This window comes from Yoonia sp. R2-816 (genome assembly GCF_046762905.1).
In the GTDB taxonomy this organism is placed as follows: Bacteria; Pseudomonadota; Alphaproteobacteria; order Rhodobacterales; family Rhodobacteraceae; genus Yoonia.
The window spans coordinates 558,348-582,350 of sequence record NZ_JBKQXN010000311.1; the positions used below are offsets into that span (position 1 = coordinate 558,348).

Below are 24,003 nucleotides of genomic sequence, written 5' to 3' on the forward strand. Positions count from 1 at the left end.
GGATGCATCTCCTCTGTCGACGGGCGGCACGTCTTGCGGACCCATCATAGATGACATTGCGCGAAAAGGGTTTGTACTCGTATCCGGAGGACGGGTCTGCCGCCCTCCGGTGAAAGGTGCGTTGGCTTATTGGTAGCCAGCAGCTTCCATGACTTCGTTGGTGATGGCCTGGGCCTTCTCAAGCGCTTCTTCGACGGTCTGTTGACCGGCGTAGGCGGCAGAGAATTCCTGGCTGACTTCGGTCGCCATACCCGCAAATTCCGGGATCGCGACGAACTGGATGCCGACATATGGGACGGGTTCAACAGTCGGGTTGTTTGGGTCCGCTGCGTTGATGGAATCCAGCGTCATCTGCGCGAAAGGCACTTCCTGATACTCAGGTGTTTCGTACAGCGAAGTCCGTGCACCGGGGGGCACATTGGCCCAGCCTTCGTTTGCCGCCACCAATGCGATATAGTCCTTGGATGTGGCCCATTCGATGAACTGTTTGGCTTCGGCTTCCTGCTGTGTGCCGGCAGGGATTGCCAGCGCCCAGGCCCAGAGCCAGTTCGCGCGCTTTTCAACGCCTTCGTTGTTTGGCGCCAGTGCAAAACCAACGCTGTCGGCGACAGTTGAATCGTCACCTGTGACGAAGGAGGCGGCAACCGTCGCGTCAATCCACATGCCGCATTTGCCCTGATTGAACAGCGACAGGTTTTCGTTGAACCCGTTGGTCGCATAACCTTCTGGGCCATAATCGTTCATCAGGTTGACATAGAAATTAAGCGCCTCAGCCCATTCAGGCTGATCGAACTGCGCGTTCCAGCCTTCGTCAAACCAGCGTGCGCCGAAAGAGTTACCGGTGACGGTGATGAACGCACCACCTTCGCCCCAACCGGCCTTGCCGCGCAGGCAGATACCGTTGATGTCATTCGCAGGATCGTCCATGGCGGCAGCCGCTTCGCGGATGAACTGCCATGATGGGTCAGTTGGCATTTCCAGACCGGCGGCTTCCATCAGGTCCGTGCGATACATCACCATAGAGCTTTCGCCGTAGAAAGGTGCTGCATAAAGCGTGCCGTCATGGCTCAGGCCATTGCGCATGGCAGGCAGGATATCGTCCACGTCATATTCAGCGGACAGGTCATCCAATGGCACCAACCAGTCATTCGCGCCCCAGATGGGTGTTTCGTACATGCCGATAGTCATGATGTCGAACTGGCCACCCTTGGTGGTGATGTCCGTCGTGACACGCTGGCGCAGAACGTTCTCTTCCAGCGTGACCCATTCGACGGCGATACCCGTCTGTTCGGTGAACTGATCCGTATAACCCTGCATGCGGATCATGTCGCCGTTGTTGACTGTGGCGATCGTCAGCGTCGCACTATGCGCGTCTGCAAAAGCCGACGAGCCCGCCACCAATGCAAGCACGCTTGCAACGCCCAAAGACGTTTTCCTAATCATTGAATTTCCTCCCATTACGCAAAACAGATTGCTGGAAACGAAGTTAGGCGAAAATGTGACGCGAGGTCAATAAAATTTTTACTCGCGTAAAGAAAATGCTAGTCAGGCCGATCCACGCAGGATCAGGCGGGACGCAAAGAGTACCTCTGACCGCTGTTCAAACCGCCCACCGTTGTTGATCAACTCGAAAAGCAACTCTACCGATCGGTTCGAGACCGAATCGTAGTCGTGGGCGACTGTCGTCAGTGATGGGCAGGTATAGCGGGCAAAGGGATGATCATCATGTCCTGCCACGCGCAGGTCACAGGACGAATCCTGTCCAACTTTCAGGCCCGATTCGTAACAGGCCGACAGCACGCCAATCGCAAGACGGTCATTGCTGCAAAGGATCGTGTTTGTCGGCAGATTGCCATCCCTTAACAACTTCATTGTGCCCTGATAGCCGATTTCTTCAAATGCCCAGCCTTCGCCCGGCAATTGGACGATATGCGGTTCAAGCCCCAACCCCTCCATCTTTGTCACATAGGCCGTGCGCCGCTTGCGGGCATTCGGGTTGGCCGGCGTCGCCATTTCCACGAATATCGGCGGTTCACCGGACCGGGTCAGGTAATCGACACTTTGGCTGACAAAGCTGAAATTGTCCGATCCGACAAAAGCTTCGCCAATGCCATCAAGGTTGCTGTCAAACAGAATTGTCGGCACATCACGGCAGAACTTTTCGATTTCCTGCCTGTCCGACGCGCGCCCCAGCGCAGCCAAAAGCACCCCGGCCGGTTTCAGTGACCGCAGCCCATCCAGGATCTGGTTTTCCAGCGCCTGTTCGCCATGTGAACTGAAAAGCGTCGGCGAATACCCAGCGTCAATACAACGCCGCTCAATCCGTCGTACGATCTCTGCAAAGAAGGGATCGGCAAGGTAGGGGACGACAATGCCGATATTCTTGGTCAGTTGCCGGTTCTGATTGATGGCATATATGTTCGGGCGATAGTCATACTTGGCCAGCGCCTCTTCGATCCTCGCGCGGGTTGAGGCGCGCACGCTTTCAGGATCATGAAAGTATTTTGAAACGGTCGGGCGAGATATCCCGCTGACCGCCGCGAATTCTTCCATGTTACGAATGCCGCCTGTATTCATGTTGCTGCTTGCCGCCGTAAATCGTGGTTTCATCAGCTTTAAGTTATCACTAATTTTGCGCGCGACAATTATGATAATTTACGGAACGCTTATTTCTGCTCCAAAGGTCTTGTTGGTCAAACAAACTGCATTAGCTGTTAACTCCAATAATGCGGTAGTTGATGTGACACAACTTGGCGGTAACTGGATGTCGTCCGGATCGTTACCTTCTCAATCAGGCCAATCGAAATGGTGCCACTGGTTTCGATGGCACGCATTATTAGTTGACACAGGACGCACAGTGGAAAAGCTGCAAAGCTTTCCAGATGAGGTAACCACATCAGCTCCGGTTCGGCCATTGTCATCACGATGACCGCGAGATGGTTACGGTGCTATTTGTGAGCTTTTAACAGGTTGTCCATCCGATTCCTTGCGGGTTGATTGGAGTTTCCAAGCAACGACAGTGTTCTGAGATCGAGTGAACATGAACAGGAATGCCAGACTGACGCCTTTGGACCGAAAGCGGGCCACTAGGGTTGATGGTCTTCAGGAGCATCTGGCGTTCGATATCCAAATCGCGCCATTCAACACGGCAGATCTCATCGAGGCGCATGGCTGTGGCTACCGCGAACTGCACAATCCGTGTCATCGGTAGGGTCAGGCGATCATTGTCATCGAAGCAGCGGAACAGGTGGTTCAGCTCTTTCCTTGTCGACCTTCTGTCGCGTTCCGTGCCTTTGTCAATCAGACCCAGCCGCTTCAAGGCAATGCGGGCGAGGTCGACCGGTTCCGAGGAGATATCGAGCCCGTGCACGGCGTGCCACGTGCGTCATGGTCATTTTGATCACACCGATATCGATGCCAAGCGTGACGGGACCGGCCCCTTTCTTGGCGCGCTTGCGGCCATACTCGATCGGCATCACTCGATCAGCATCGCGCGATCGATATGACCAATGCGCTCATTGCCGAGGTCGTTCTTCAAAGTGGCCAGGGTCGCGGCCTTACTTCTGAGTGGTGGTTTCCCAACCGCGCACATGTCGTGTATATGCAGGTCAATGCGATCGCCAAACGTCGCAAGGCGGGCGGCGGACGACTTGTTCGGTGACAGGCCCTGATCGACACGTGTCTCCGCCTGACGGGCCCATTTGTGGGCGTCGTCACGACGGTGAAAGGTCGCAGCACGGCCAGCGGCCCTTGCGTCTGATCTGGACCCGGTATCCACCGGAGGGAAGCTTGCCTATAGTGGCCATATCCTGTGCGCTGATTGTGCAATGAGTCGTCGAAAAGGGGCAAATCAGGGGTGCTCGAGCGCAGCAACTTTGCCCCGCAATAGTTTGAAAAAAATGAAAATAAATCAACATGCTAGACTTTCTATCGCCCCGATGATGGACTGGCCATATTCACATTCATTTTCAATAGCTTAAATGCTGCCATGTGCGCCATGTGTGCAACATGAAATCGCCTTCTGGCGCGCGCTATCGTGCGTTTGGCGATTGTGTGAATTTGGTTAAACTGCAGCGCGTTGGATCTGGAAAGGCCTAAGGATCTTACCAACCAAGCAACGGGACGTAGTCATTTGCCCCTTGCAGCGCCCATCAAAGAGTTAGTGAGTTGAAGGTCGGCTTAGGGCAGGGGCGGTAGCAACCCTTTCTCATCGGTCTCGGATCGCGTCTTGGTAGGCGAAAGTTCCAGTAAGCAGCGAAAACGGACCTTGTTTGCGTTCGAAGCTAATGTCTTAGATGCGGACAAAACAGACCTTGGTTGTTCGGAAGTCAATAACCGGTTCTCGCGATCTGGTTCGGGGCTCGCCGGATTATCCAAGTTCCATGGTTGCGATCGCTTGGAACTTCGCTGGATTCGTTACAGGCTGAGCGCCGCTGATCATTCTGGCTGTTTCAAAAGTTGCCTTGAAGTCGAGCGACTTGATCATCTTGGAAAGTGGGGCGTTATGGTCAGAAACATCGACAAAACATGGCTCATCGGATGTAGCGAACGGATTGGCGGCTAACAGCGCACGGGCGTCAGCCTCGGACACCGCATAAAGCGGACCAATCTTGCTGCCTAGCGGGCAGCGCCGGAAGGTTGCAAATCCAGCGATGTCTGCCCCCTCCACCAGAGCCATGGTTTGACGCGTCGGCGCATGGGCGAACCACGCAGTTGCAAATTCAGTGCGCCGGATGCCGGATGCGCGCGTATCGCGGGCTATCATTGTCTCGATGTCACCGCGTAACGCCGGACGGATGCGTGGATCAGCCAGTGGAGCGATCTGTCCTTCGTACCTGACTGTGCTTCCGTATTTGACAAAGCCTGAACGCGCATAATTGTCTTGTTGGTCGGGGACGCCATCCAATCCGATGCTGCGTGTTTCAGCATGGGCAATGCCAGCACGCCAGACGTCCATGCCGTGGCCTTGTCCGCGAAATTCTGGTTTGCAAAGATAGAGCCCCAGAAAAGCGAAATCGGGATCGTGGTTGACGACAGAAATCGCGGCAATGGGTTGGCCATCGACCTCCTTGAGCAGAAATCCCGTTGGGTCTGCGGCATGAAAGGCAGCAGCGTCATCCAGGCCGGGATTCCAACCTTCATCGGCCGCCCATCCCAGCACAATTTGCAATTCACCCACAGTCATGGGGCGCACGATCATTGTGACAATGCCTCTTTCAGGGATGGCGCCCGGACGTTTCGTTCGCGCAAATCCAATGCAGAGTGCAAGTCAACCAAATGACTGCGCATCAGCGCTTCGGCCTGCTCCTCATCGTGGTCCGCCAATGCGCGCACCAATGCGTGATGGGCGTGTTTCTCGCAAAGCGCACTTTCGCGTCGCCAATAGAGAGCGATGATAAGCGATGACCGCGCGACAAGAGTTTCAATGAAGCCTGCAATGGTTCCCTGGTTCGCGATGCGCGCAATTTCAGTGTGAAAAAGACCAGATAGATATAATGCCCGCCCTGGATCTGCGGCATCCAGTGCGGCGTGCTCTTCATTGATATGTCGTTCTAGCAAGGCAATATCAGACGGTGTCGCTAGTTTCGCCGCGCTGCGTGCGGTCCGCGGTTCAAGCAACTCGCGGGCCTCAAACACTTCGTGGGCCTCGGTCAATGATGGCGAGGCGACTTTGGCACCTTTGTTCCGGCGAATATCAACAAGCTTCAGATGCGAAAGGCTTTGTAGCGACGCCCGAACGACCGTCCGCGAAACGCCATAGATTTCTGCCAGCTCATCCTCACCCAGTTTGGTGCCTGGCGCTATCCGATGTTCGTGAATAGCCAAAGATAGCGCTTGGGCGATGGTATCACTGGTGGCGGCATTTTGCATAGCGGGTAAGAGCGTTGTGCGGGTCATGGAAATTCCTCGTGCCTCTCACATGACAGACCGATTGGCACTGCTCAAGGTTGTCATTGTGTACCCAACCTCTTCTTGTATTGTATACAATTATGTGTTCAATTTTTGGTCACAAGTGGTCTGCAGCGCAAAAGTTTTGAGCAGCGCCAGTTAAAAGTCAGGAGAATTGGCAAACCGAAATTGCCTAACAGCCTGCCAACCCAGTTGATTGGCATAACTTCCCGGGGGACGTATGAACGCCACGAACAAAGAACTGGAACTGGTGTCCGTCACAAAGCGCTACGGCGAAACTGTGGCGGTCAATGCAATTAGTCACAAGTTCCAGACCGGCGGCTATGCGTGCCTGTTGGGGCCGTCAGGCTGTGGCAAGTCATCGACCCTGCGCATGATTGCGGGCCATGAAATTGTATCAGACGGGTCGATCCTGTTGGGCGGTACAGACATTTCGCATCTTCCACCGGCAAAGCGCGGTACGGCGATGATGTTCCAGAATTACGCGCTTTTCCCGCATCTCAGTGTTGCTGAAAACGTAGCCTTTAGCCTGAAAATGCGTGGTGATGACAAGCAAGCTCGCTTGAAAAAAGCGGGTGAGATGTTGGAGTTGGTCGACCTTAGCTCGCTCAGCGATCGGTTGCCTGATCAACTGTCTGGAGGGCAGCAGCAGCGTGTCGCCTTGGCGCGTGCCTTGATCACACGTCCGCAGGTGTTGCTGCTGGACGAGCCACTGTCAGCGCTTGATCCGTTCTTGCGCATCCGCATGAGGGGAGAGCTGCGTAAACTGCAGCGCGAGTTAGGGATCAGCTTTGTGCATGTCACCCATGGGCAGGATGAAGCATTGGCATTGGCGGATGAGATCGTGGTCATGAACAATGCGGTGATCGAACAGGCCGGTACAGCACGCGAGGTGTTCAATGCCCCCACAACAGCCTTTGTCGCGCAGTTCATTGGTGGCCATAACGTCATCGCGCTGCCTGACGGGCATTTTGCGATCCGCACTGATGCCGTGGGGATTGCGCAACGAGACAGTGGCAATCTGCAGGGTAACATTCTCGCTGTGGAGTATCAGGGCGCGCATGTCTCTGTATCCGCAATGATTGCAGGCGACCAAGAGATCAGCGCACTGGTTCCGGAAGCCGACTTTTTCAACAACCCACTTAACCCAGGCGATCAGGTCGGTCTGATCTGGGACGACGCAAATCTGCACAAGCTTACGGCCTAGCGAACACCCGACAAGGAGAAAACAAATGACCAAAGTATCAAGACGCAGCATTCTGAAAGGCGGCGCAGCTTTTGCCGCTGGCACCACTCTTGGTGCCCCAATGATCTGGGCGCAAAACATCAAGGACGTCACCTTGCGCCAGTTTGGTACAGGCGTGTCGAACCTCAATGACGTGGCCAATAAGGTGAAGGAAGATCTGGGCTTTACCCTGGAAATGACTGCGCTGGACAGTGACAGTGTCACGCAGCGGGCCGCAACGCAGCCCAACAGCTTTGACATCGCCGATATTGAGTATTGGATTTGCAAGAAAGTCTGGCCCACCGGCAACTTGCAGGCCATGGATACGTCCCGGATCACCAACTACGACAAGATCGTGGGGATCTTCCGCAATGGTAAGCTGACACCTGAAAGCACTATCGCCCAAGGCACTGCGCCCCACACGGTGGGCTTTGTCGAGGGCCCCGAGGGCAACAGCTTCGTAGACAACGAGTCCGGTTGGATGACGTTGATCCCGACCATCTACAACGCCGATACGCTGGGAATCCGCCCCGACCTGATCGGGCGTCCGATCAACAATTGGTCGGAACTTCTGAACCCCGAATTCAGGGGCAAGGCCTCAATCCTCGACATTTCGTCCATCGGGATTATGGATATGGCGATGGTCGTCGAAAGCATGGGTGAATACACCTATCCTGACAAAGGCAATATGACCCGCGAAGAGATTGACCTGACCATGGCGATCTTTACCGAAGCCAAGCAAAACGGCCAGTTCCGCGCCTTCTGGAAATCCTTCGATGAAAGCGTGAACCTGATGGCGTCAGGTGAAGTCGTGATCCAATCCATGTGGTCGCCCGCCATTACAGCCGTGAAATCCAAGGGCGTACCCTGTGTCTACCAACCCCTTGAAGAGGGGTATCGGTCATGGGGTGGTGGCATCGGGCTTTCTGCAGCTCTCACCGGGCTCGAGCGCGACGCAGCTTACGAATACATCAACTGGTATCTCGATGGCTGGGTTGGCGGCTATCTGATGCGGCAGGGCTATTACTCTGCGGTGCCAGAAACCTCCAAGAACTTCATGTCCGAGAACGAATGGGGCTACTGGTTCGAGGGCAAAGCGGCCACCGACACGATTACATCCCCGACGGGCGATGCCTTGGCGCAAGCAGGCGAAGTGCGCGACGGGGGATCATTCCAAGACCGCATGGGCGCTGTCGCCTGCTGGAACGCAGTTATGGACGAAAACCAGTACATGGTCCGCAAGTGGAACGAGTTCATCGCGGCCTAAACACGAAAGAGATGGGTGTTTCGGCGCCCATCTCTTCCTGACCCAGAAAGAGCCAATGTGCTGAAGAATAACACTTTTGTTGGATGGTTGATGGCACTGCCAATTATGGCGGTGCTCATGTTCTTTTTGGTTCTGCCTATTCTGATGATCTTAGCGGTCAGCTTCTGGCAGGCGACCGAATTCTCAATCATCCCGGCTTTCGATCTTGAAAATTACGAGTTTCTATTTGGTTCGAACGTCACCTATCGGGTGTTCTTCAACACGTTCAAATACGCCTTCATCACATGGGTCTTCACGTTGGGTATCGGCTTTACCGTCGCTTATTTCCTTGCCTTCCATGTGCGCAGCCTGACATGGCAAATCGTCCTGTTCCTGCTTTGCACAATCCCATTCTGGACCTCGAACATCATCCGCATGATCTCTTGGATCCCGTTTTTGGGGCGCAACGGGATCGCCAATTCAACGCTGCTATCGTGGGGTGTGATTGACGAACCGCTCGACTGGCTGCTGTTCAGCGACTTCGCGGTCATCCTGGCCTTCGTGCATCTTTACACGCTGTTCATGGTTGTCCCGATCTTCAACACGATGATGCGGATCGATAAAAGCCTAATCGAGGCCGCTCGGGACGCAGGCGCCTCGGGTGCGCAAATCCTGTGGAATGTGATCATCCCACTCACCAAACCGGGCATCATGATTGGCACGATCTTTGTTGTAACACTCGTGATGGGAGACTTCATCACCGTGCGCTTTATGTCCGGCTCTCAGTCCGCCAATGTGGGACGGCTCATTTCTAATGATATCGCGCTGTTGGCCTATCCTTCTGCGTCTGCCACCGCAGTCGTTCTGCTTTTGACCGTACTTCTGGTGATCGGCATCATGCTGCGCTTCGTTGACATCAGAAAGGAGCTGTAAAGTGGAACCGCGTCCAAGATCCTTCTACGTCCTCAGCGCCTTTTTCGCGCTTTTCCTCCTGTTCCTGTACGGTCCGACCATCACGATTGCGATCCTGTCATTCCAAGGTCCCGGCGGCGGGCTGACATTTCCGATGCGCGGCACATCCTTGCACTGGTTCCGCGATCTGTTCGAACAACAGGCTGTGGGCGATATCTGGGGTAGCTTTCGCCGCAGCTTCGCACTGGGGCTCATGGTGATGGTCACCACGGTCGTTCTGTCCGTGATGGGCGGATTGGCATTTCGCAAGAAATTCCGTGGCTCAAGTATTCTATTTTACTTGATCATCACATCGTTGGTGATCCCATCCATCCTGATTTCTCTGGGTGTTGGGCTGATCTTTTCACAATCGGGCCTTGAGGTGCATTGGTCGACATCGGGTTTCGGATCGCAGCTGACTTGGACGCTACCCTTTGGCCTGCTGATCATGTTTGCCGTCTTTAACCGCTTTGACAAAAGCTATGAGGAAGCGGCCCGCGATCTTGGTGCGACCTCATGGCAGACACTGCGCCATGTGGTGCTGCCCATCATAGGGCCATCGCTGATCGGGGTCGCCCTTTTTGGCTTCACCCTCAGCTATGATGAGTTCGCGCGGACCCTTCTGACATCAGGCGGTTACAATACGCTGCCGTTGGAGATTTTCGGGATGACGACCAATGTCACCACACCCGTTCTCTACGCCTTGGGGACGCTCACAACAGTGTTTTCATTACTGATGATCGGTCTCTTTCTATGCCTCGTGCTATGGAGCACACGCCGTAAAGCCCGCGCAGGGTCAGATGCTGGTAAGGGCATAATGTGATCGTTCTGATAAATCCCAACAGTACGGTGTCGATGACGAACGCCATGTTGCGCACCGCGCGCGAAACCGTGCCGACGGCAAAATTCGAGGGCTGGACATCCCACGATGGTCCGCCGGCAATTCAGGGCGAAGCGGATGGATTGCTGGCAGAGGACCCGCTATTGCAGTTGGTCGCCAAGGCATCGGATGACGGGGCGGCGGCGATCATAATCGGGTGTTTCGACGACACCGCCCTTGATGCCGCCCGCAAAACCGCAAGCTGCCCGGTGATGGGCATTGGACAAGCCGCCTATCATCTCGCCGCCGTTGCCGGCGGAAAATTCTCCGTCGTGACAACGCTTGAGGTCTCGGTCCCTATACTGGAGGAAAATATCCGCGCTTATGGGCTTGGGGGTCTGCTCAGCAAAGTACGCGCAAGCGACGTTCCGGTGCTGGCGTTAGAACAAGATCCCAATGCAGCAACAAATCAGGTCCTGTCCGAAATACAAAAAGCGGTACGCGATGATGACATTCAAACAGTTGTGCTGGGTTGCGGCGGCATGGTCGATATTGAAAAACGAGCGGCCCACTTATCCGGCATACGCTTGATCGACGGGGTGCGCGCAGCAGCCGCCTTTGCGAGCCAGTTCTAGCGATTACGTCACGAACCTCACTGGTGGAATTATTCATTATCGTCGGTTTCTTCCCATTTAGAGCAGGCATTGGTTTCCTGCGCAGCATCGGTCATTCTGGGCTATCAGCCGCCATCGGGTGCAACGCAGCATCTGGCTTCAGTAGGGAACACCAGCGGCCGAAAGCAGGTTATGATTCATCGATTGGAGAGATTGCGACCGCGGATCGAAGGATCAAAAGGCGATCCAACGATCAGCATCGGTAAGACGTTGAATAACTTCATGGAGGTTGCAAAGCGGCCTGCTGTGAAGGAAGCGAGTTTATCAGGCGGTACGCCTGATGGCCATCAAGGTGGCCGCCGGTCCAAGGAGTTCAAAGGCGATAGTCGTTCCAATTGTGACCGCAATAATCGTCTCTTACCAATTCGGGAATTGCTTGGCTGCCACGAGCGCCATGCCAATCGCCACGCCGGCTTGCGGCATAAGCGCGAGCCCGAACCATGGGCGTTGACGAGAAGGAGCCTTGCCAAGCGCTGCACCGATCCAGCCACCGAGCAATCGAGAGAGCACCCGCAAAACCACATAGGCCAGTCCGAAAAATCCTACCTTGAGCAGTGCATGTGTATCCAGCGACGCGCCTGCGAGAATGAAAAACAAGATCATGAACGGCCATTGGATATGTTCGATCTCATGGAATGCCTTGGTGTGGTGGCGCGCTCTGTTGACGATTATCGCGCCGACCGTCATCCCACTGATTAAGTAGGAAAGCTCGAACATGATCGCGAGGCCAGCGGTCAAGAACGTTAGCGCAAGGGCTTCGATCTGAAGTGGTTCACCTCCTGAAAGACGCCCCGTCAGTACTGCCGCTGGCACTCCAATCAAAATGCCAAGCAGGACAGAGCCGCCAAATTCGCGTATTGAGCCTGAAAGGATCGATGCCTCAACACTGCCATTCATTTGGTGGACCATCACCAAAATGACACTGAAGGCAAATAGTTCCCAAACGTCATCAATTGCCACGATGCCCTGAAGCGCGTCGGTGAAATCGTTCTTAACGCCTGATTGCCGGATGACGTCCTGCGTTGCAGCGGGTGCTGTCGCTGTTGCTATCGCCCCCAAGAGAAGTGCGAGGCCAAGATCCAGCCCCAGCAGAGCAAGCCCGGCGCCAACGATTAAGATCGTAAAGACCACAACAGAGACGGAAATTAGCAGGATGGCAGGCCCATGCGACTGCAGGTTTTTCCGAGTTAACGATCCACCAAGCAGGAACGCGACCATGGTCAGTGCAACGATAGAGAGCAACTCATACCAATCGCTGACATCTAATGGGATTAAGTCAAATCCTGATGCGCCCGCAAGTATGCCGCAAATCAGCAATAACGTGACGCGCGGCAAAGGGGTCCTGTGGCCAATCTGATCGGCGGCAAGTCCAACTGCGAAAAGCCCCGCAAGGGTCAGTAGCGTTTGCGCCGGGTCCAAAGTCATCCAAGCCTTTTCTTGCGCGATTTGATCGTCTGCCCGAAAGGTTGGACATCCATAGTTGCGAGGGCAATGCCAAGCGGAATGATCCAAAGGCCAAGAAAGAGCAAAAAGCCGAGTGTCCCTCCTCCGATGACACCAAGAGCCGCAACCCCGGCAGCACAACACGCAATGTCCAAGTGAGTACACTTCGCGATCAAAGCACAATGCCAGTCAAGCAGCTTTGAACGTCCGTATTCGGTGATGGGCCACGATTTCATGCTGATCGCTTTGCCACGTAAACATGGCACCTGTATTGATATAGGTCATATCAGCGCGTCGATTTCTCGTGTGTACCTTGTACGGGGATAAATGCGAGGGCGCTATGCTTAGAATGGATCGGGTGGACTCTGCTGTGCAGTTGAATCGGGACGAGTTGTTCCGATTTGGCACGGCATTGATATTCATTGTCGGCATCATGCTTTTCACGATTGTGCGAACCGATGGCGGTGTTGATGGCATCCTGTTGGTGATCGCCGCGATGATCGGTGGCTATATGGCGATGAATATTGGCGCCAATGATGTCGCCAACAACGTTGGACCGGCGGTTGGCAGCCACGCTATCACCCTGACAGGCGCCATCATTATTGCGGCCAGCTTCGAAGCGGGTGGTGCTTTGATTGCGGGTGGCGACGTGGTCGGCACGATCAAGAATGGGATCATCGATCCTGATCTGGTCGCGGACCGGGATACGTTTATCTGGCTGATGATCGCTGCACTGTTGGCAGCAGCAGTGTGGCTCAATTTCGCCACGGCAGTAGGGGCGCCGGTATCCACCACACATTCCATTGTCGGCGGGGTTCTTGGGGCCGGTATAGCCGCCGCTGGGTGGGACATCGCGAACTGGAAGCAGGTTGGAATGATAGGGGCCAGTTGGGTGATTTCCCCGCTCCTGGGCGGGCTGATCGCAGCGCTGTTCCTTTACATCATCAAGCGAACGATCACCTACAAATCTGACGTGCTTGCCGCAGCGAACAGCATGGTGCCTTTGCTGGTGTCGCTGATGGCGTGGGCCTTTGGCACCTACCTAATGCTCAAGGGCGTCAAGAAGCTGATCAAGGTCGAATTCATAACCGCAGTTCTCATCGCCCTTGCCATCGCCGTGATTGTTTACGCGATCATGCGCCCCTTTATCGCCCGCGCGACGCAAAAAATGAAAAATGATAAATCCAGCGTGAACGATCTCTTCACCATCCCATTGATCTTCGCGGCGGCTCTTCTCAGTTTTGCCCATGGGGCAAACGATGTCGCCAACGCCGTCGGTCCTCTTGCAGGTATCAACGAAGCGATTGTCGGGGGAACGGTCACCGACAAGGCCTCAATCCCGATCTGGGTCATGGCCGTTGGCGCCGTCGGAATCGCCCTTGGGCTGGCGCTTTATGGGCCAAAGCTGATCCGCACTGTCGGAAGCGAAATCACCGAACTCGACAAGATGCGCGCCTTTTGCATCGCGATGGCGGCGGCTATCACCGTGATCATGGCCTCGCAACTTGGCCTGCCGGTTAGCTCAACCCACATTGCCGTTGGCGGTGTCTTTGGCGTCGGGTTTCTGCGGGAATACATCAAATCCAGCTATGCACGCACCTTGCAGGATATTCGCGACCATCATGTGAATAATGCCCCCTCTGAAGTCGAAGCCTTCCTTGCGCGGTTCGAAGCGGCGGACGTGACGACAAAAGGCGAGATGCTGCGCGAGATGAAGCAACAGGCATCAGGCACCAAACTGCTGGCCAAGCGCGAACGGCGCGGACTTGGGCAAGTGCACCGGATCGAACTGGTCAAACGCACGCTGCTTTTGAAGATCGCTGCCGCTTGGGTGATCACTGTTCCCTTTGCCGGAGGGCTTGCCGCGATGTTCTTCTTCATGATCCGCGGCATGATGTTGCCCTGAGCCAAAACGATGATAAGTGAACTGAACCAGCTTGAGCTAGGAACTGGCCTGATTGGTGGCCTGGCGCTTTTTTTGTTCGGCATGGATATCATGACCCGCGCGCTCAAGCAGGTGGCGGGAGCCTCGATGAAATCGATCCTTGCGCGTATGACGGGAAACCGTTTCACCGGGTTGATCGCGGGCGCCTCTGTGACCGCGATAATCCAGTCGTCTTCGATCACCACGGTTCTGCTTGTCGGCTTCATTTCGGCTGGCCTGATGACCACGGCGCAAAGTGCAGCGGTCATTCTGGGAGCGAACATAGGCACAACGATTACCGCACAAATCCTAGCCTTCAAGGTCACGGCGCTGGCACTACCGGTACTATCGCTTGGGTTCTTCGTGTCGTTCATCGCAAAGAAAAAAGCCACTCGAGAAAAGGGGCGGATCGTCTTGGGTCTTGGAATGGTGTTCTTTGGTATGGCGATCATGAGCGACAGCATGAAACCATTGCGCAGTTATGAGCCGTTTCTCGACTTTATGCTGTCGCTTGACAGTGTACTTCTTGCTGCCTTGGTCGGCGCTGGTTTCACAGCACTGGTACAGTCCTCATCCGCCACAACCGGCATTCTGATTGTGATGGCGGGGCAAGGTCTCATCGCACTAGAGCCTGCGGTGGCATTGGCTTTGGGGGCAAATATCGGCACCTGCGTCACAGCGCTCTTGGCCTCGATCGGAGCCCCGCGAGAAGCCATTCGCGCGGCGCTGATCCACACCCTGTTTAACGTTGCCGGTGTTCTGATCTGGATCGGATTTGTGGATCAGCTTGCCGACCTTGCGCGCGACTTTTCACCAGATAGCACGTCAGTTTCGGGCATCCCGCGCCAATTAGCCAACGTGCATACGTTTTTCAACATTGCGAACGCACTGCTCTTCATTGGATTTACATCGCATCTGACGCGCCTTGTGGAATGGCTTGCACCCGACAAGGTCGAAGTGTCTGAGCCCAAATACTCTGCAAAGCATCTTGATCCAAAGTTTCTCGATGTACCTGCCATTGCCATTGACGCCGTTCGGCTGGAGGTCGTGCATCTGGGTACGCTGCTGCGCGATCAGTTACAAAGCGCGGTGCCCGCGGTTGTAACCGGTAGCCCACTGGATGTTGATCGCTTGCGAGTCATGGACCGCCCCATTGACCTGCTACACCGAGAGATCGTCGGCTACATCCGCCAGATCAGTCTGAGAAGTCTGCCTGCGGACCAATCAAACTTGCTATTGGGGTTGGCCAAGATCGCAAACGACATGGAACATATTGGTGATTTAATCGCCACGGGGCTAGTCACTTCCGCACGCAAACGGGCAGAGGAAGACGTAGTCATCAGTGCAGCAACTGCGGCCGTTATCAAAAACGTGCATGATCAGGTGGTCGAGGCATTGGATGGCGCATTGCTGGCGCTTGACGCGCAAGACACAAAGGTTGCAGCAGATGTAAGGCAGATGAAAGCGCGATTTACGGCTTTGGTGGAAAACGTCGCCAGTCATCAGATTGACCGACTACGTGCCGACGAAAGGAAACGTCTTCATACTTACACCCGGGAGATTGAACTAACCGAAACGCTTGATGACATCTTCAAGATTATCCGGCGCATTGCGCGTACGGAGTTGAGGCTGTTCGATACCACGGCACCCCAGGAGGTCCAGACTTGAAGATGCACGTTGATCACTTGCGCGAATGTCCCTTTAGCGATTGGCAACTCCAGCAATGAAGTAGCCCTCCGCACATGGCAGCTTCATGGTTGCGACCACCCGCGGCAGCGCTGACGAAAGTCAACTTCGATCCAATATGAAAGTCAGCTTTCTTCGTCCCAAAGTGGCAGGTTTGCCCCCGCAGCGAAGGGGGAGTGGGGCGGACAAAAGCTAAGGGTCAACGTCAATTCAAAGAGAGGGCGTTGTCGTGATGCCATTTGTGCCCTGTACATCATGAGGGGCGCTGGTAGGACGCCGTCCCAGTTGGTGACCACACTCAGGGGGCATGCCACTGAGCATCCGTTCCGAAGCCGTTTGATAGCACGTACCAAATTGATACGTATAAATATCAGAATATGTAATCGGGTTTAGCTCCCCATACTGATGCGGCTTTGCAGCGACTTATTGGGAGTTGGAAACATGAGGGCTAGATCAAACGGATTTGTAACCACGGCAGCAAAAACTGCCACCATTGCTATGCTTCTCGGGGTATCGCCTGTAGTACTTGGAACCCTCGATGTGGGCGGAGGTGGCGCAGCCTGGGCGGATGATGATGGCCAAGGTCCGCAGGGCGCTGGCCAAGGGGGTTCGGGCCAAGGCCATGGCGGCGCGGAAATCAGGGTGGCCAAGGTAATCAGCGAGGCCAAGGGGGCCCAGGTGACGATTCCGACGGTCAGGGTCCACAAGCGGGCGGGTCGTCAGGCAGCGGCGGTGACAAACCTGCATGGGCCCAGGAAGGGATTCCTGAAGTCGAGCTCGGCAGACTTAATGTCGCGCGCTCCCCTGATCATGTTCTGGATCGGGCATTTGCCGAAGCCATAGCGAGCCTGACGTCCGATATGGTCGACTTCTACAACATGAATCTCGACACCATGATCGAAGAACTCAGCCTAAACTTCGACAACCTGGAATACATTGATTCGCCACTGCAGAACCTTTCACTTCTCAAGGATGCGATGGACGGCACTTCAGCGTTGGCGGCAGCGGGCGTCACAAATGATGTCGATACGCTGATGGCAGTCTTCCTCGGGGTTGCATCCGATAAGACCGTTCCGGTTTCGACAGAAACTGTGATCGCGCTTTCGACAATCCTCGATCATCCGATGACTTCATCGGACGCGGCAGCGCTCGCTGTCGAAGCCGAGGCGGTGCGCATCGCTGTTCTTGCGGGCCACGGGCAATGGCCGGTCGGCTCTGTGGCGCAATTTGGGGTGTCGCAGAGCCATCTTCATCTGTTTTAAATGGGGTAAGGAAGATGAAAACACAAAAAGCTGGTGTATTCGCAAAGCGTTGGCTGGGCCGGCCGGCATGTTCCATTGCAGCCCTTCTAGCGGTTAGCGCTGCAACGATTACGGCCTCGGTCACTGCTTTGCCGGTATTTGCAGAAGACCACGATTCTGACGGTGATCATGGCGGCGGTCGCAGTGGCGGTGGTCAAGGTGGTAGCGGCAGCGGCGGCCAAGGTGGTGGCCACGATAGTGGCGATGGGCACGACGGCGGCGGCGGTGATGATGGCGGTAGTGGCGGCGGTCATGATGGCGGCAGTGGCAGTCATGATGGCGGCGACGGACATGACGGCGGCAGTGGTGGCGAAGGTCACGGTGGCAGTGGTCAGGGCGCGGGCGGTGGCAATGCCCAACAAGGTCAGGACCGTTCAAGCGGGCGACCGACGTGGGCACAAGAAGGCATTCCCGATGTCGAGTTGGGTCGATTGAATGTCGCGCGTTCACCCAACCATGTCCTGGATCGTGCCTTTGATGAAGCTATCGCCAGTTTCACACCCGAGATGACAGCATTCTACAGCCAAAGTCTTGACGAGATCATTTCTGAAATCTCGCTCAATTCGGATGCGATGCAAATGATCGATTCCCCCTTACAGAACCTGGCCATGGTCAGAGATGCCCTAGATGGCACTTCTGCGTTGGCGGGCATCGGTGTGCGAAACGATGTTGCCACGCTTCTGGCGGTTACCTTCGGTACGGCAGCGGACAAAAACATGCCCGTGACAGCTGATACCGTGATGGCTGTTTCGGTCATCCTTGGGCAACCAATGAACCCGTCAAATGCCGGAGCCATTGCGGCCAATGCCGAGCAGGTAAGGATCGCGATCCTAGCTGCTCATGGGTGAGCGACTCAATCGATAGCATTTCCAGGCGCGGTCATCGCGCGCCTGAGACGCGACTTTTCTACTGTGATTTTTGATCAAAACAAATGACAAGGATATCGAATATGAAAACCGCAGGCTTTAGGCTAGTGACAGCAGGATGCTTTCTTGGTGCGACGGCAATTTTTGCACCTCCTGCACTGGCGCAAGATCCCGGAGTTCGTCCGGGCGATCTAGTGGCGAGTGTTACATATGGTCCCTATGCACGGCTGGGATTTGGGGTCGCGGACATATCGGCTGACAATGGGTATTGGCGGCCGCCAGGTTTTGATCCCGATCCGGAAATCGATTTCGATCTGAGTGGTGACAATGTCGGCTTTGGAGAAGCCGCTGTCGGGTTCGATTGGCAAAACGGCTTTCGTGCTGATTTGTCGTTACTTTTCACGGGTGAAATCGACATCTCGAGCGAGTGCGCCGGCGCGTCCAATGGCACGCCTTGCGAATTCGATGCGGGCATCTCCGGATCGGGTCACGCTGATATAACAGATGCGTCGTTGTCATCGACTGTCTTGATGGGCAACCTTTTTTTTATTCACCTTTTGAGGCATAGGGTTCGAATTCGGTCTTTCAACCATTTGTCGTGGGTGGTCTAGGTCTCGCCAGCAACAAGGTCGGAGAGTGGACACGCGAAAACCCGGTTGCAGGTCAAACCGCTCGTACCTTCGAGGGCAATACCGAGACTGATTTCGCCTGGCCCGTCGGCGCTGGGCTGGCATGGCAGGTAACAAAGCCGGGGCAGTACCCGTTTATCGTCGAGACGACGTGGCGATACTACAATCTTGGAACAGCAGAGCGTGGTCGCCAGCCTGTTGCAGGCAGCGGCAGTTCAGAACCGGTGCAGCCATTGACGTTCGATGTGGAAAGTCATGTTGTTTCGATTGGTGTCCGCATCCCGCTGCAGCGATACTGAAATCGGTTTGTCCGGTGCGAAATGACACGATACTTTCACACCTAAGAAGCTATTGAGGGCCCTTGCCGAGCGCCGTAGGAACCAGCTTTGAATGCCACCCGAAGATTTCGGCACATACGGAGGTGTTTCGTTTTCGTCAATTTGTTTGACCGCCAGGCAATATGCTCGCCGTCATTCCTGCGAAATTCAATACTAACACTGACGCGCAGCATGATTGGAGAAACCACACGAGTAGATCAGCAGCCCGGGTGGTTGGGTTTGGTCATTGTGACCATAGTCTTGATCCCAAAGGAGCCAAACTCGATGAAAGCAGCAGCGCGCGAGGCCAAGTCGAATTCTACTGCTGGAACAACAGGAAATGAGGCCAATAGCCATAATACTGACGTCATCTTCTTTATCGAACACGATCAGAAGGAACTCACGGCAATCAGGCACGCGGAGCACGTTGCAACCGCTTTGGATGGGCACGTGATTTCGTCGCATGTGTCTGTCGTCAGACATATCTTTTCTACACGCGGCTTTATCGGGCTTGCCGCGATGATCTTTGGGCGCTGGCATCCCGTGGGTACGCTGGCTGTGGCGCTTGTGTTCGGCTTCGCTGACTCGCTGCAGCAAAAACTGGCGCTGTTGCAGACACCAATCCCGTCAGAGTTCCTCGCCATGGCACCCTATATCGCGACGATCATCGTCGTCGCCGGGCTTGTGGGGCGGGCACGCGCACCTGCGGCTGATGGGAAACCTTACGTCAAGGAATAGAGCAACCGCGCCGCGCCTTATGTCCCCTGTTGCCAAACCGCACAGCGCTGAAGTGCTGCGACAACCTCTGCATCGGTGGTCTGGTCAAAGCGGCCATAGGCTGCTCCCACAGCATGAAAGTAACGGGGCTGATCCAGACAGATGGTTTGATCGGCAAGTTTGGCGAGCGACGGCAGCATATCCGGCGGCGCGGTGGGCAGCGCCAGGATGATCTTTTTTGCACCCGCCTTGCGCAGGGCACGTAGACTGGCACGCAACGTGGCCCCTGTCGCGACCCCATCATCCACAACAACAAGGGTTTTGTTCGCCAGCGACGGACGCTGCAGCCCCTTGAGGTACAGTGCTCGACGACGTGCGATCTCTGGCAACAGATTCTGCCCCATCGTTTCGACCTGCGCATCGGTCAAACCGGCAGACCGGGCAACCTGGTGATTGATCACAACCTGCGGCATGTCACCATCGACGATGGCCCCAACTGCCAGTTCCTGATGACCGGGCGCACCGATCTTGCGGACAAACACCAGATCGAGAGGCAGTTGATAGGCTTTGCAAATCTCCTCCGCAACGGGAACGCCGCCGCGTGGCAGGGCCACGACCACGGCATCGCCCAGATCAACGTCCTGCAGCGCCGCGGCCAGCTTCCGGCCTGCATCCTGCCTATCAGCAAAGGCGTACGACGGTGCCATGTCTCCTCCTGTGCACGTGAACGATCTGGCCGTGCGGCCCTTCGCAATACTTCCGACCCAAAGAGGATCGCATGAACCGGCATATCGCGTGTTGAGCCATGTCAACCACAACACGGCACGCGGGTTGCCATAGCCTTGGCCAACTACACCGATATCTCGAGCGGCCAGAAAACGGGAACCAGAACCATCAGCAAAACCAACGACATCACGGTCAACGGCGCGCCAGCGCGCGGGAAATCCCTGAAACTGTATTGACCGGGACCATAGACCAGCAACAAGGCTGGCTCGAACGGCGCGATAAACGACAAAGAGGCGGACAAGGTCACCATCACCACAAACGGATGGGGGTCAGCACCCACAAGCGCGGCCATCTCGATCGCGACCGGCAGCAAGGTCAGGGCCGCGGCAGCATTTGACATCGGCTGGGTCAAAAGAATGGTCAGCAGGCCAAGACCCAGCAGCAGCACATGGGGACCATAGCCCCCGAGGACAGCAAGCAACCCGTTCGCAAGCCAGGTGGCCGCACCGGAAGATAGCATTGCCAACCCAAAGCTCGACATGCCGCCGATCAGGATCAAGATGCGCCAGTTGATCATCGCAAAGCTGTCCTGCAGCGTCATCCGACCCGCCAGAACAAGCATCAGCACCGCCAGCAGCAAACCCACCGATAGCGGCAGCACGCCGGTCGTGGCCAGGACAATCGCCATCAACAGCCCCATCAACGTCCACGTGCCTTCGATCTGGGTTGGCGGAAACGGATGCTGGGTGCCCAGTATCGATAACTCCGTGCCATCCTTCAGCGTCGCAATACGATCATGAGGCCCGGATATCAGCAGCACATCACCGACCTTCAGCCGCATACGATCAATGAGTGCCGGGGCCTCCTGTCCTCTGCGGTGCAAAGCGACGATGGTCAGATCAGATTCTAGCGACATACGCATCGCCTTGAGCGTTTGACCAATCCAGCGCGCCCCGGGCATCATCACGGCATCAACGACGACTGTCTTCGCCGCAATGTCCGCACTGGCAGCGACGTCCGAGGCGAGGTCCAGTCGTGGATTTCTGATGGCCGTCAGAACCGCATCGCGGAGACCCACGACAATAATGCGATCGGCAACCTGCAGCTTGCGCCGGGGATGTGGGGCGACCCGGCCACCCGGTCGGCTGACGGCCAGCGGTTCAAGCGACAGCGATGTGAAGTCGAGCTCTCCGATGGTACTGCCCACGCTTTTCGACCCTTCAGGCACAACCAGCGTTGCCATGAAACGGGTCTGGTCTTCGGGTGCTTCCTCAGCCGATGTCCGAGTGTCCGGCAACAGGAGCGGCCCGAACAGTGTCAGGAAGGCGATACCCGCAAAGCTGATCACCAGCGCCGGCCCGACAAACTCAAAGGTCGAAAAAGGCTCAAGCCCGAACCGTTCGATGACGCCACTTGCCGCCAGATTGGTCGAGGTCCCGATCAGCGTCGCCGATCCACCCGTCATCGACGCAAACGCCAAAGGCATCAGAAACCGCCGTGGCTGCGTATCTGTCCGCCTTGCCAAATCGGTTGCCGCCGGGATCAAAACGGCGGTTGTGCTGGTATTGGTGACAAAGCTGGACATGAGCGCCGAAACCGTCATCAGGCTGGCAGATGTGGTTCGCGGGGTCATCTTACGCCGGGCGAAGAGGGCCCGCGTGAAGCGGGCGATCAACCCTGATGCGGTCAACCGATGCGACAACACCATCACGCAGGCAAGCATGACTACTGTTTCACTGGCAAACCCCTGAAATGCCAGGTCCGCGTCCAGCACACCGGTTGCGGCCAGCACGACAACTAAGAGTAGCGCAACCAATTCAATCGGAAGCAACTCGGTCGCCAGCAGGATCATTGCCAGAACGAGAAGCGACAGGACCAGAATGATTTCAATCGTCATGATGTTCACTACTCTGATGACGTAAACTTACCAAGAAAAGAGCGGGAATTCGAAACCAACATTTTCTTAAGTCTTGGATCATGTACGCAATCGCGCTGCGTCAACCGCAATGATTGAAAGGGTTTCGCGCGCAAGCGTGTCCAGATCTTTGGCGGCATCAAGTTTGATCCATTCAATAGGTCCGGTCTCGATAGCCGCCTGTTTGCGCGCGACGGCTGCATCAGCATCCGATGCATCATCGATGCGTCTTTCAACACGTTGAACGCGGGTCTCAGTATCAAGGTCAAGCCAGAAGCCGTAGAATTGGCATCCCAAGTCCGCCGCGATGCGACCGACCTCGTCGCGTTCAGCGACCGTACCATGCACCGAATCCAAAATAACAGAATGACCGGCTGACAGAACATGTCGAGCCTTGTCCCGCATGATCCCGTAGACTTTTGCACTGGTCTCTGGCGCATAAGCGCGCGGCGGCAGGTGGGTCAGCGGATCGACCCTGAATAGCGCCTTGCGTTCCAGGTCGCTTCGAATGTGCACCGCACCTGGCCGTCGGCCTATCTCGGCTGCTACCCGCACCGCGAGACTGGTCTTTCCGCTACCGGACAGGCCACCGACGGCGACGAGCACAGGCTGCTGTGGCTGCAAATAGGCATTGGCCTGATCCATAAATCCCACGGCATCGGCGATCAGTGCGGTACTATCTTCCTGAAAACCAGCCGTTTGTGCGTCAACCATGGCCCGGATCGTTGCGCGAACAGCAAGAAATAGCGGAAGGGCCGCTAGTCCCGTCAGATGATCATCCCTAGCCCAGGAGGAAAGATAAGCGTTTAGCGTGGCATTCGCCTCATCGCGCAATCCGCGGTGCTCCAGATCCATCAGCAGGAACGCCAGATCATACAAGACGTCGCAGGTGCCGAGCCGTTCGTCAAATTCGAGCGCATCAAATGGTGTTGGGACACCGTTCCACATGATGATGTTGCGCAGATGCAAATCACCGTGACAGCGGCGGACCCAACCCGCCCGTCCTCTTTCACGCATCAAGGATGCGGATCGAACAAGCGCATGGCGCAGTTCCTTTAGCAGCGCTTGCGTGCGGCTTTGTTCAAGGATGTCCGCCAAGCCAGACAACACCCGATCAAGCTCGTCAATGATCTCCTCGATAAGAACGGCACCATCTTCGGATATCGCTGGGGCTTCGCGGTGATATGTGGCGATGGACTGGCCAAGGGCATCGGCGATGACAGTATCAACGCGACCGTGATCAGCCATAACGGACAATTCCGCCTCTTCTGAAAATCGGACCATGCGCAATACCCATTCAACGACTTCGCCAGTTCCATTCATGCTTAGTCGGCCTTGGGCATCCTTCGTAATCGGCACAACATCTCGATAAAGCCCAGGCGCCGCACGGGAATTCAGTGCGATTTCGCGTTGCAGCATCTCGCGGCGCAGATCTAACGTTGAAAAGTCGAGGTAGTCGTACTTAACCGCACGCTTCAATTTGAGCGCTTCAGACGGATACAGCGCAACAATTGCAGCGTGGGTCTGGATGATCTTTTGGGCACCCGGTTCCAACTGTTCAAGAAACGCGATTACGTCAGTCTGGTCATCAACCATATCGCCGCCTCTCTCTTGCGCGGGCCGCTTGAATGAGTTCGGACAGCGGGCCGTGCT

23 protein-coding genes are annotated in these 24,003 nt (G+C 55.7%); 13 read left to right on the forward strand and 10 right to left on the reverse strand.

Features of this window, described 5'->3' with window-relative positions:
- Nucleotides 1–126: 126 nt before the first annotated feature.
- The 6 genes from ACFWW2_RS20610 to ACFWW2_RS20635 all read right to left on the reverse strand — a co-directional run bounded on the left by ACFWW2_RS20610 (nucleotide 127) and on the right by ACFWW2_RS20635 (nucleotide 5,898).
- A complete protein-coding gene (locus ACFWW2_RS20610; RefSeq protein ID WP_393931300.1) occupies nucleotides 127–1,443 on the reverse strand; it encodes an ABC transporter substrate-binding protein in 1,317 nt (438 codons plus the stop codon).
- A gap of 102 nt (nucleotides 1,444–1,545) precedes the next feature.
- Nucleotides 1,546–2,577 (reverse strand): LacI family DNA-binding transcriptional regulator, encoded by a 1,032-nt coding sequence (locus tag ACFWW2_RS20615; RefSeq protein WP_393931479.1) that lies wholly within the window; start codon nucleotides 2,575–2,577, stop codon nucleotides 1,546–1,548.
- A gap of 385 nt (nucleotides 2,578–2,962) precedes the next feature.
- Nucleotides 2,963–3,370: a hypothetical protein gene (locus ACFWW2_RS20620; protein ID WP_393931302.1), complete on the reverse strand. Its 408-nt coding sequence runs from the start codon at nucleotides 3,368–3,370 to the stop codon at nucleotides 2,963–2,965.
- A 105-nt stretch (nucleotides 3,371–3,475) separates the two neighbouring features.
- A complete protein-coding gene (locus tag ACFWW2_RS20625) occupies nucleotides 3,476–3,778 on the reverse strand; it encodes a hypothetical protein (RefSeq protein ID WP_393931304.1) in 303 nt (100 codons plus the stop codon).
- Nucleotides 3,779–4,369: 591 nt separating this feature from the next.
- Nucleotides 4,370–5,185, reverse strand: a complete 816-nt coding sequence (locus ACFWW2_RS20630; protein WP_393931306.1) for a GNAT family N-acetyltransferase — start codon at nucleotides 5,183–5,185, stop codon at nucleotides 4,370–4,372.
- Between the two features lie 11 nt (nucleotides 5,186–5,196).
- The gene (locus tag ACFWW2_RS20635) at nucleotides 5,197–5,898 is read right to left on the reverse strand and encodes a GntR family transcriptional regulator (RefSeq protein WP_393931308.1); all 702 of its coding nucleotides are present in this window, start codon (nucleotides 5,896–5,898) and stop codon (nucleotides 5,197–5,199) included.
- Between the two features lie 232 nt (nucleotides 5,899–6,130).
- On the opposite strand from ACFWW2_RS20635, the gene ACFWW2_RS20640 reads away from it, so the two are divergent.
- The 5 genes from ACFWW2_RS20640 to ACFWW2_RS20660 all read left to right on the forward strand — a co-directional run bounded on the left by ACFWW2_RS20640 (nucleotide 6,131) and on the right by ACFWW2_RS20660 (nucleotide 10,787).
- Nucleotides 6,131–7,117: an ABC transporter ATP-binding protein gene (locus ACFWW2_RS20640; RefSeq protein ID WP_393931310.1), complete on the forward strand. Its 987-nt coding sequence runs from the start codon at nucleotides 6,131–6,133 to the stop codon at nucleotides 7,115–7,117.
- 25 nt (nucleotides 7,118–7,142) lie between these two features.
- Complete coding sequence (locus ACFWW2_RS20645) at nucleotides 7,143–8,402, forward strand: PotD/PotF family extracellular solute-binding protein (protein ID WP_393931312.1); 1,260 nt, start codon at nucleotides 7,143–7,145, stop codon at nucleotides 8,400–8,402.
- 90 nt (nucleotides 8,403–8,492) lie between these two features.
- A complete protein-coding gene (locus ACFWW2_RS20650; protein WP_393931314.1) occupies nucleotides 8,493–9,314 on the forward strand; it encodes an ABC transporter permease in 822 nt (273 codons plus the stop codon).
- 1 nt (nucleotide 9,315) lies between these two features.
- Complete coding sequence (locus ACFWW2_RS20655) at nucleotides 9,316–10,155, forward strand: ABC transporter permease (RefSeq protein ID WP_393931316.1); 840 nt, start codon at nucleotides 9,316–9,318, stop codon at nucleotides 10,153–10,155.
- Nucleotides 10,152–10,787 (forward strand): aspartate/glutamate racemase family protein, encoded by a 636-nt coding sequence (locus ACFWW2_RS20660; RefSeq protein WP_393931318.1) that lies wholly within the window; start codon nucleotides 10,152–10,154, stop codon nucleotides 10,785–10,787. Before ACFWW2_RS20655 ends, ACFWW2_RS20660 begins: the two co-directional genes overlap by 4 nt.
- Nucleotides 10,788–11,183: 396 nt before the next feature.
- Here the strand turns inward: ACFWW2_RS20660 and ACFWW2_RS20665 are convergent, their stop codons facing one another.
- The gene (locus ACFWW2_RS20665) at nucleotides 11,184–12,251 is read right to left on the reverse strand and encodes a cation:proton antiporter (RefSeq protein WP_393931320.1); all 1,068 of its coding nucleotides are present in this window, start codon (nucleotides 12,249–12,251) and stop codon (nucleotides 11,184–11,186) included.
- A gap of 451 nt (nucleotides 12,252–12,702) precedes the next feature.
- Here ACFWW2_RS20665 and ACFWW2_RS20670 point away from each other — a divergent pair, with 451 nt between their 5' ends.
- The 8 genes from ACFWW2_RS20670 (at nucleotide 12,703) to ACFWW2_RS20705 (ending at nucleotide 19,730) form a co-directional block, all read left to right on the forward strand.
- Entirely contained in the window at nucleotides 12,703–14,175 is a 1,473-nt protein-coding gene (locus ACFWW2_RS20670) for an inorganic phosphate transporter (protein ID WP_393931322.1), read from the forward strand.
- A 9-nt stretch (nucleotides 14,176–14,184) separates the two neighbouring features.
- The gene (locus tag ACFWW2_RS20675; RefSeq protein WP_393931324.1) at nucleotides 14,185–15,861 is read left to right on the forward strand and encodes a Na/Pi cotransporter family protein; all 1,677 of its coding nucleotides are present in this window, start codon (nucleotides 14,185–14,187) and stop codon (nucleotides 15,859–15,861) included.
- 878 nt (nucleotides 15,862–16,739) lie between these two features.
- Entirely contained in the window at nucleotides 16,740–17,141 is a 402-nt protein-coding gene (locus ACFWW2_RS20680; RefSeq protein WP_393931326.1) for a hypothetical protein, read from the forward strand.
- A gap of 138 nt (nucleotides 17,142–17,279) precedes the next feature.
- The gene (locus ACFWW2_RS20685) at nucleotides 17,280–17,615 is read left to right on the forward strand and encodes a hypothetical protein (RefSeq protein WP_393931328.1); all 336 of its coding nucleotides are present in this window, start codon (nucleotides 17,280–17,282) and stop codon (nucleotides 17,613–17,615) included.
- A 71-nt stretch (nucleotides 17,616–17,686) separates the two neighbouring features.
- Nucleotides 17,687–18,028 carry a hypothetical protein gene (locus ACFWW2_RS20690; RefSeq protein WP_393931330.1) on the forward strand — a complete coding sequence of 114 codons (342 nt, stop codon included), beginning with the start codon at nucleotides 17,687–17,689 and terminating at the stop codon, nucleotides 18,026–18,028.
- A 101-nt stretch (nucleotides 18,029–18,129) separates the two neighbouring features.
- Nucleotides 18,130–18,657 (forward strand): hypothetical protein, encoded by a 528-nt coding sequence (locus tag ACFWW2_RS20695; RefSeq protein WP_393931332.1) that lies wholly within the window; start codon nucleotides 18,130–18,132, stop codon nucleotides 18,655–18,657.
- On the forward strand, nucleotides 18,645–18,974 hold the full coding sequence (locus ACFWW2_RS20700; RefSeq protein ID WP_393931334.1) for an outer membrane protein: 330 nt from the start codon (nucleotides 18,645–18,647) through the stop codon (nucleotides 18,972–18,974). Before ACFWW2_RS20695 ends, ACFWW2_RS20700 begins: the two co-directional genes overlap by 13 nt.
- Nucleotides 18,975–19,277: 303 nt before the next feature.
- Nucleotides 19,278–19,730 carry a hypothetical protein gene (locus ACFWW2_RS20705; protein ID WP_393931336.1) on the forward strand — a complete coding sequence of 151 codons (453 nt, stop codon included), beginning with the start codon at nucleotides 19,278–19,280 and terminating at the stop codon, nucleotides 19,728–19,730.
- 17 nt (nucleotides 19,731–19,747) lie between these two features.
- Here ACFWW2_RS20705 and ACFWW2_RS20710 read toward each other — a convergent pair whose 3' ends face one another.
- The 3 genes from ACFWW2_RS20710 to ACFWW2_RS20720 form a co-directional block, all read right to left on the reverse strand.
- Nucleotides 19,748–20,416, reverse strand: a complete 669-nt coding sequence (locus ACFWW2_RS20710; protein WP_393931338.1) for a phosphoribosyltransferase — start codon at nucleotides 20,414–20,416, stop codon at nucleotides 19,748–19,750.
- Nucleotides 20,417–20,559: 143 nt separating this feature from the next.
- Nucleotides 20,560–22,332 carry an SLC13 family permease gene (locus ACFWW2_RS20715; protein WP_393931340.1) on the reverse strand — a complete coding sequence of 591 codons (1,773 nt, stop codon included), beginning with the start codon at nucleotides 22,330–22,332 and terminating at the stop codon, nucleotides 20,560–20,562.
- A gap of 78 nt (nucleotides 22,333–22,410) precedes the next feature.
- The gene (locus ACFWW2_RS20720; protein ID WP_393931342.1) at nucleotides 22,411–23,946 is read right to left on the reverse strand and encodes an AAA family ATPase; all 1,536 of its coding nucleotides are present in this window, start codon (nucleotides 23,944–23,946) and stop codon (nucleotides 22,411–22,413) included.
- Between the last annotated feature and the right edge of the window lie 57 nt (nucleotides 23,947–24,003).

What these genes read in the sequence shown, in the direction of transcription:
- ACFWW2_RS20635 (WP_393931308.1), bottom strand. Translation starts at nt 5,898, where the DNA reads ATGACCCGCACAACGCTCTTACCCGCTATGCAAAATGCCGCCACCAGT.
- ACFWW2_RS20645 (WP_393931312.1), top strand. Translation starts at nt 7,143, where the DNA reads ATGACCAAAGTATCAAGACGCAGCATTCTGAAAGGCGGCGCAGCTTTT.
- ACFWW2_RS20650 (WP_393931314.1), top strand. Translation starts at nt 8,493, where the DNA reads ATGGCACTGCCAATTATGGCGGTGCTCATGTTCTTTTTGGTTCTGCCT.
- ACFWW2_RS20665 (WP_393931320.1), bottom strand. Translation starts at nt 12,251, where the DNA reads ATGACTTTGGACCCGGCGCAAACGCTACTGACCCTTGCGGGGCTTTTC.
- ACFWW2_RS20675 (WP_393931324.1), top strand. Translation starts at nt 14,185, where the DNA reads ATGATAAGTGAACTGAACCAGCTTGAGCTAGGAACTGGCCTGATTGGT.
- ACFWW2_RS20670 (WP_393931322.1), top strand. Translation starts at nt 12,703, where the DNA reads ATGCTTTTCACGATTGTGCGAACCGATGGCGGTGTTGATGGCATCCTG.
- ACFWW2_RS20680 (WP_393931326.1), top strand. Translation starts at nt 16,740, where the DNA reads ATGGTCGACTTCTACAACATGAATCTCGACACCATGATCGAAGAACTC.
- ACFWW2_RS20705 (WP_393931336.1), top strand. Translation starts at nt 19,278, where the DNA reads ATGAAAGCAGCAGCGCGCGAGGCCAAGTCGAATTCTACTGCTGGAACA.
- ACFWW2_RS20715 (WP_393931340.1), bottom strand. Translation starts at nt 22,332, where the DNA reads ATGACGATTGAAATCATTCTGGTCCTGTCGCTTCTCGTTCTGGCAATG.
- ACFWW2_RS20690 (WP_393931330.1), top strand. Translation starts at nt 17,687, where the DNA reads ATGACAGCATTCTACAGCCAAAGTCTTGACGAGATCATTTCTGAAATC.
- ACFWW2_RS20610 (WP_393931300.1), bottom strand. Translation starts at nt 1,443, where the DNA reads ATGATTAGGAAAACGTCTTTGGGCGTTGCAAGCGTGCTTGCATTGGTG.
- ACFWW2_RS20615 (WP_393931479.1), bottom strand. Translation starts at nt 2,577, where the DNA reads ATGAATACAGGCGGCATTCGTAACATGGAAGAATTCGCGGCGGTCAGC.
- ACFWW2_RS20710 (WP_393931338.1), bottom strand. Translation starts at nt 20,416, where the DNA reads ATGGCACCGTCGTACGCCTTTGCTGATAGGCAGGATGCAGGCCGGAAG.
- ACFWW2_RS20720 (WP_393931342.1), bottom strand. Translation starts at nt 23,946, where the DNA reads ATGGTTGATGACCAGACTGACGTAATCGCGTTTCTTGAACAGTTGGAA.
- ACFWW2_RS20630 (WP_393931306.1), bottom strand. Translation starts at nt 5,185, where the DNA reads ATGACTGTGGGTGAATTGCAAATTGTGCTGGGATGGGCGGCCGATGAA.
- ACFWW2_RS20640 (WP_393931310.1), top strand. Translation starts at nt 6,131, where the DNA reads ATGAACGCCACGAACAAAGAACTGGAACTGGTGTCCGTCACAAAGCGC.
- ACFWW2_RS20695 (WP_393931332.1), top strand. Translation starts at nt 18,130, where the DNA reads ATGAAAACCGCAGGCTTTAGGCTAGTGACAGCAGGATGCTTTCTTGGT.